Annotated in this window: 7 protein-coding genes and 1 tRNA gene; 3 read left to right on the forward strand and 5 right to left on the reverse strand. The window is 69.8% G+C overall.

Features of this window, described 5'->3' with window-relative positions:
* Positions 1-25: 25 nt before the first annotated feature.
* Complete coding sequence (locus tag ACFYMO_RS19915) at positions 26-871, reverse strand: hypothetical protein (RefSeq protein ID WP_388547719.1); 846 nt, start codon at positions 869-871, stop codon at positions 26-28.
* A 47-nt stretch (positions 872-918) separates the two neighbouring features.
* On the opposite strand from ACFYMO_RS19915, the gene ACFYMO_RS19920 reads away from it, so the two are divergent.
* A complete protein-coding gene (locus ACFYMO_RS19920) occupies positions 919-1,107 on the forward strand; it encodes a DUF5703 family protein (protein WP_075000463.1) in 189 nt (62 codons plus the stop codon).
* A 247-nt stretch (positions 1,108-1,354) separates the two neighbouring features.
* On the opposite strand, the gene ACFYMO_RS19925 is transcribed toward ACFYMO_RS19920, so the two are convergent.
* The 3 genes from ACFYMO_RS19925 to ACFYMO_RS19935 form a co-directional block, all read right to left on the reverse strand.
* A complete protein-coding gene (locus tag ACFYMO_RS19925) occupies positions 1,355-2,233 on the reverse strand; it encodes a chaplin family protein (protein WP_366772570.1) in 879 nt (292 codons plus the stop codon).
* A gap of 168 nt (positions 2,234-2,401) precedes the next feature.
* Positions 2,402-2,635 (reverse strand): chaplin ChpH, encoded by a 234-nt coding sequence (gene chpH, locus ACFYMO_RS19930; RefSeq protein ID WP_019356427.1) that lies wholly within the window; start codon positions 2,633-2,635, stop codon positions 2,402-2,404.
* 255 nt (positions 2,636-2,890) lie between these two features.
* Positions 2,891-4,222 (reverse strand): M20/M25/M40 family metallo-hydrolase, encoded by a 1,332-nt coding sequence (locus ACFYMO_RS19935; RefSeq protein WP_366772569.1) that lies wholly within the window; start codon positions 4,220-4,222, stop codon positions 2,891-2,893.
* Positions 4,223-4,361: 139 nt separating this feature from the next.
* On the opposite strand from ACFYMO_RS19935, the gene ACFYMO_RS19940 reads away from it, so the two are divergent.
* Both ACFYMO_RS19940 and ACFYMO_RS19945 read left to right on the forward strand, forming a co-directional pair.
* Positions 4,362-4,446 (forward strand) — tRNA-Leu (locus ACFYMO_RS19940).
* Between the two features lie 301 nt (positions 4,447-4,747).
* Positions 4,748-5,290 carry a DUF2625 family protein gene (locus ACFYMO_RS19945; protein ID WP_388547760.1) on the forward strand — a complete coding sequence of 181 codons (543 nt, stop codon included), beginning with the start codon at positions 4,748-4,750 and terminating at the stop codon, positions 5,288-5,290.
* Positions 5,291-5,856: 566 nt separating this feature from the next.
* Here ACFYMO_RS19945 and ACFYMO_RS19950 read toward each other — a convergent pair.
* On the reverse strand, positions 5,857-6,576 hold a 720-nt coding region (locus ACFYMO_RS19950; protein ID WP_366772567.1), incomplete at its 5' end, for an Ig-like domain repeat protein.

Below are 6,576 nucleotides of genomic sequence, written 5' to 3' on the forward strand. Positions count from 1 at the left end.
GGAGCGGTCCGCCGTACTGCCCGCGCTACCTGCGGCGGGCGGCGGACACACCACTGCCGGCGCCGTCACCGTCCTCGCCCTCACCGTCCTCGTCGTAGCCGTAGCCGTAGCCGTCCCGGTCGTAGCCGTCCTCGTCCGCTTCCTCGCTCTCGCCGCGGGCCTCGAGAACCAGGTCCTCCTCGTCCTCGTCGAAGACGGAGGAGACGTCGAAGCGGCAGACCACACGCTGCGGATCGGCCTGGTCGAACGGGTTCGACAGCCACTCGCCGGGCTCGGCGGGCTCGTCGACCGCCGTGACCCAGAGGGTGGAGTCGCCTTCCTCCAGGCCGAACTCCTTGTGGCGGGTGGCGATCTCGTCCGGCTCGAACTCGCCGAAGAGCACACCGAGCGCCGCGTGCACACTGTTGCTCGGTGCCGCCCCCTCAAACCGCTCGTCCTCCGCGGAGTCCGGGTCCAGCTCGGTGATCCGCTCGGCCTGGGCCTGCAGCCGGTGCGGCTCGGAAATGACATAGTCCCGTCGGATCAGGACGCTCAGCGCAGTGGGCACATCGGGTCCGGTGTAGGCCGGCAGGCTCTCGCTGCTGGGGATCTCGAACGGGGTGACCTCGTCGTAGACCTCGTACAGCAGCTCGTCGTAGGTCTCGCCCGCGGCGGCCAGCGCGTCGAAGGCGGCATAGACGGCGGAGTCGAGTTCGGCGGCGTACTGCTCAGCCGACGACGCGTCCCGCTCACCCGCACCGCCCGCTCCGGCAGGCACCCGGGACTCCCCCGCGCGGCGCTCGACGGCTTCGAGGTGCCGGTCCAGCGCGGCTTTGACCGCTTCGGCGGCGGCGCGTACGTCGGCAGCGGTGGGCTGCGCAGCATCAGACATAGTGCAGACGCTATCGGCAGACGGGGTCCGCACGCACAATGGAGACGATGCCGGAATACGAATTTCGCGATGTGTACGTCCCGCGGGGCGTCTCCCGTAAGGCCGCGACCCAGCTGCTGACCGACCAGGCGGAGTACGGGCACTGGGAACTGGCCCGTACCCGGCTGTATCCGGACGGCAGCCGTCGGGTGCGGCTCCGCCGCCGCATCATCCGCCAGCTTCGCCCGACCTGGTGACCGCCGGTCGCAGATTCCCGCTGGTCATGGGTGCCCGCACGGTGCGGGGTGACCTTTGGCGCGGAGCGGGAGAACCCCGAGGGGAGCCCTGCGGGAGAGCCGAGAGGGAGCGGGCCCGGCGGTGCGGGGCCCGCTCCCTCGGCTTGTCCGGCGCGGTGGCCACGGCCGCGGCGCCGGAACACCGGCCCGCGCGTCAGGTCGCGGAATGCCGGTCGATCACAGCGCCGGGGTCAGCGCTGCGCCCCGATCAGCGCTTGGCTGCGGGCCGGGAGCGCCGGTAGAGCACGTACCCTCCGGCGAGCATGCCCAGGCTGACGGGCGCGGCGATGCCGAGCTGCGAGCCGGCACCGGTGTGCGCGAGCTCCCCGCCGCCTTCCGGGGTGTCGGAGTCGGAGACCTGGGCCGCGGCAACGGTCTCCGGCGTGGACGGAGCGTGCACCTCACCGGAGCTGCCCGGCTGGGTGGGCGTCTGCGGAGTGGACGGCTCGCCGGGTTCGTCGGGCGTGGTGGGCTGCTCGGGCTCGTCCGGATCACCGGGCTCATCCGGGTTCCCCGGCTCGTCCGGATTACCGGGCTCATCCGGGTTCCCCGGCTCGTCGGGGTTTCCGGGCTCATCCGGATTACCGGGCTCGTCGGGCTCATCCGGATTACCCGGCTCATCCGGATACCCGGGATCGGTGGGCCCCGGGTGCGATGGATTGGCGCAGCCGTTGCCGTGCGCCGGGTTGAGCGCGCCGACCACGTCCACGGTGTTGCCGCAGACGTTCACCGGCACGTCGACCGGCACCTGTACATCGTTGCCCGAGCCGACGCCGGGCGAATCGTGGGCGGTGCCCTGCGCATGGGCCCCGCTTCCGCCCTGCTGGCTGCCGCCACCGTTTCCGGTGCCGTTCCCGCAGCTGTTGCCGGACGCCGGGTTGAGCAGCCCGAGGACGTTGACGGTGTTGCCGCAGATGTTCACCGTGACGTTCACCGGCGCCTGGGCGGTGTTGCCGGAGAGAACTCCGGGCGAGTTCGCGCCGGCGCCCTGGGCGCCCGAGTCGGCGAACGCGGTCCCCCCGGAGACCGCGAGAAGACCGCCGGCGGCGGCCATGGTGATCAGGCCCTTTCTGGTGCCCTGACGCATGATGTTGGAATCCCCTGCCTAGTGGTGGCTGTTGGTGACCGGCCAGGGGGAGGCGCACCTGCGCACCCTCCCGCCCCCCGAGACCCGAGGGCCCCGGAGCGCGTGGCGCGTGCTCCGGGGCCGCTCAGATGCACGTGCCTCATCGATCTCGTCGGATGAGGCGTGACGTCACTGGTTGACGCAGGTGTTGCCGAAGGCCGGGTTCAGCAGCCCGATCACGGAGATCGTGTTGCCGCAGGCGTTCACCGGCACGTGGACCGGGACCTGCACGGTGTTGCCGGAAACGACGCCGGGGGAGTTCACGGCGGCGCCCTGCGCACCGGAGTCGGCAACGGCCATACCCGCACCAGCCAGCACAAGACCGCTGGTGACAGCCGCGGCGGCGATGACCTTCTTGATCATTATTCCTCCTAGTTGGCAATACGACCCCAGCAGGGGGTCGCACTCCCTGTAACGAGGATGGAGGAATGAGGCTACGAACTGACTGGATCATTCACCCGTCCCGGTTACTTCCGCACGCGCTGTCGATTTCGGACCCCACTGCATCACCCCTCCGGAGGAGCACCACCCGGGAACCGTGCGAGGATCCGGACGTTGATCGGAAAAACGCCGGTCACAGCAGCCGATCAACGCCACGCGTCGGCGCCCCGGTGGGTGTCACGCCTGATCCAGGAACCGGTCGAGCACACGCACACCGAACTGGAGTCCGTCGACCGGGACACGCTCGTCCACCCCGTGGAACATGCCCGCGAAGTCGAGCTCCGGCGGCAGCTTCAGCGGCGCGAAGCCGAAGCAGCGGATTCCCAGATCGTCGAAGGACTTGGCATCGGTGCCGCCCGAGAGCATGTACGGCACGGCGCGCGCGATCGGATCCTCCGCCCGCAGCGAGGACTGCATGGCGTCCACCAGCGCACCGTCGAAGGTCGTCTCCAGCGCCCGGTCGGCGTGCACGTCCTCGCGCCGCACCCGCGGCCCCAGCAGCCGGTCCAGATCTGCCAGGAACTCCTGCTCGTGCCCGGGGAGGAACCGCCCGTCCACATGCGCGGTCGCCTGCCCGGGAATGACGTTGACCTTGTAGCCGGCCCCGAGCTGGGTGGGCGCGGCGGTGTTCTGCAACGTCGCACCGATGATCTTCGCGATGCCGCCGAGCCGGGCGAGCGTCTCCTCCATGTCCTCCGGGTCCAGCTCGACGCCGAGCGCGTCGGAGAGCTCGTCCAGGAAGGAGCGGACCGTCTTGGTCACCCGCACCGGGAACTTGTGCCGGCCCAGCCGCCCCACGGCCTCGCACAGCTCGGTGATCGCATTGTCGTCGTTGGTCATGGACCCGTGGCCGGCCGTGCCGTCCACGGTGAGCCGCATCCAGTGCATGCCCTTCTGCGCCGTCTCCACCAGATACAGCCGCAGATCCTCGTTGACCGTGAAGGAGAACCCGCCCACCTCCCCGATGGCCTCGGTGACCCCCTCGAAGAGGTCGGCGTGGTTGTCCACCAGGTGCCGCGCCCCGTAGACCCCGCCCGCCTCCTCGTCCGCGAGGAAGGCCAGCACGACGTCGCGGGGCGGCTTGCGCCCGGCCCGCATCCGCTCCCGCACCACCGCCAGCGTCATCGCGTCCATGTCCTTCATGTCGACGGCGCCGCGCCCCCACACGCAGCCGTCCGCGATCTCCCCGGAGAAGGGATGCCGCGTCCAGTCGTCGGCATTGGCGGGCACCACGTCGGTGTGCCCGTGGATGAGCAGGGCCGGGCGGGAGGGATCCTCGCCCGTGATCCGCGCCACCGTCGAGGCGCGGCCCGGGCTGGACTCGATGATCTGCGGCTCCAGCCCGACCTCGGCCAGCTTCTCGGCGACGTACTCGGCCGCCGCCCGCTCCCCGGGACCCTCGTTGTTGCCGTAGTTGCTGGTGTCGATCCGGATCAGCTCACGGCAGAGGTCGACGACCTCACTCTCGGCGCTAGCGGCACTCGCGGTCGCGGCACTGTCGGCACTCACACTGCCTCCTCTTCTCGCAGGTAGACCCCCATCCTCCCGCCCGAACCCCGGCGTCCCAAGAGCCGGGTGATCGCAGTCCTCATCGGGTGCTAAGGTTTAACCCGTCGCAAGGCCGCTCACAGGCCAGGCGGCACACCCGGTCGGGGTGGCGGAATGGCAGACGCGCTAGCTTGAGGTGCTAGTGCCCTTTACAGGGCGTGGGGGTTCAAGTCCCCCTCCCGACACGTACCATACGCACACGCGGCGGCTGGACGTGACTCAACAGTCACGGTCAGTCGCCGTTCGTCGTATGTGAGGAACAGACCGAACGCTTCGTAGATCGGCCGCTTCTGTGCGGGGTCGGCTGCGAGGAGCCGGTCTTTCATGTCACCGAGCGTGCGGATCATGGTTTCAGCTCTGCTTGGGATACAGCGCCCCTGGGTCGGCCCCTGTGAGCAGCGCACGGTGGACAGCCGGAACCGAACGCGGCGGGGTTCCCAGAGCCTCACGCCCGAAGGACCGCCCAGCCTGGCTGAGATCAACGCCATGCCCTCAGTGCTCGATCCCGCTCGGCGGCCGGACCCTGGACTGGTGGTGGCGCACGACCTGCTGGGCCGGATTCTCGCGCTCAACGGTGGCAGCCCTCGTGAGGCCGGCCGACCCGGCGAGCCGGGCGAGACCGTCTACTTCGCTCCCGATTCCTTGCCTGGGAGCCGCTGGTGCGGGCCACTCAGCATGGCTCTCGTGGATTCCCTCCGGGGACTCGGTCGGTTCTACGAGGGACTGCGGTGGACCGGATGGCGCGACGAGATCTCCGCGCCCAGGAGCAGACAGGGCCTGTCGTTCTTCCTACCGCTGTGGTCGGCCGAAGCCCGACGACGTGCTCTCTCCGAGACCAGCCACCGCGCCGGGGCCATGGCAGAACTTCTGGGTTTGAGCCGCAAACTCACCCCTTCTGCTCGACGGTGTCGATCCGGGTTCGCCTCGGGGTCGCACGATGTCTCTTCAGCTCGATCGCCGACAGCGGATGAGGATGGCGGCGACGCGACGTCGGCGAAGGCCAGGAAGTATGCGGCCTCGCGCTCGTAGCGGCGGTGGAGGGCGGTGGCCACCCGGACGGCCAAGCCACCGTCCGCTCTTCAGGGTCCGACGAGGGCGGCTCAGCCGGTGGGGGGACTCAATGCTCTTGCAGGCAATGCGGAGGATGAGGTTCCGGGGCCGGACCCATCGGTGCAGGCAGCCGTAGCACACCCGTCAGGCCCCTCTGTGTCGCGGCCTGTGTGGTGACTGAGTCGCTCGCGCACCGCGACCAGTCCAGGCGACTGCGGGCGCCGAACTCGTCCGGGACCAGACGGCGGTGCTCCCCCACCCCAGGGCCCGGCTCCACTCGGCGCATCGCCGGTGCGCGGTCGGCCGGAGGGGACGCGATCGGTTCAACTTCGCCATGAAGGTCGGGCTCGGGAGGTGCACGTCGATGTTCGGAGTGCGTGCCTCGTTCGAGAACGGAGCCTGTCAGACATAGAGGTCTGACGGCCCTCCCCCGAAACGGGCCTGAGATCAGGTACTCAGGAGTGAGTAGGACGAACGCATGGCCCGCGTCGGGCCGCTGTTGAGCGGCCCGACGCGGGCCCGAGGGTGAGCGGTGTCGCGTCCGGTTACGGCACGGGCGGGATCGGCACGAAGGTCAAGGCTGCCGTGGCCGAGGACGAGGCGTAGCATCCCGATCCCACGAAGGACGCGGTGTAGGTGGGCGCGGTGACCGCGGTGGCGGGCACCGTACGGGTGGGCGGAGCGAGGGTCGCCACGCCGTTGGCGTCGGTGACCGCCGTACCGAGCACGATCGGGCCGACGACCGAGTTGGCCCGGAAGGTCACCGTCATGCCGGGGATCCCGGCGTTGGTGCTGGAGTTCTTGAGTGTGGCGCTCATGGTCTGGATCACGAGGGTGCCGTTCAGGCGAACCCGGATCTGTGCGGGTGCGGCGGTCATGGTGGTGGCGACGGTGGTCGAGGTGATGGCCACCGTGCCGGTGGAGGCCGTGAAGCAGGCCGCGCCGTTGTAGTGGGCGGTGATGGTGCCGGAGGTCAGCGATGTGCTGGAGAAGCACGCCTTACCGGTGGCGTCCAGTGCCACGGTCACGTTCACTCCGCCGGGTCCGGTGAAGGTCACCGTTCCGGTCGGCGTGCCCGAACCAGGAGCGTTCGTGGTCACCGTCGCGCACACCGTCACCGACTGACCGCACACCGACGGATTCGGCGACGCGGTCACCGCCGTCGTCGTGGCCGCCGGATTGACCGTGACCGTGACAGTACCGGTCGACGGATTGAAGCACGCCGCCCCGTTGTAGTGAGCCGTGACAGTGCCCGAGGCCAAAGA

The organism is Streptomyces sp. NPDC007025 (assembly GCF_042869455.1).
Lineage (GTDB): Bacteria > Actinomycetota > Actinomycetes > Streptomycetales > Streptomycetaceae > Streptomyces.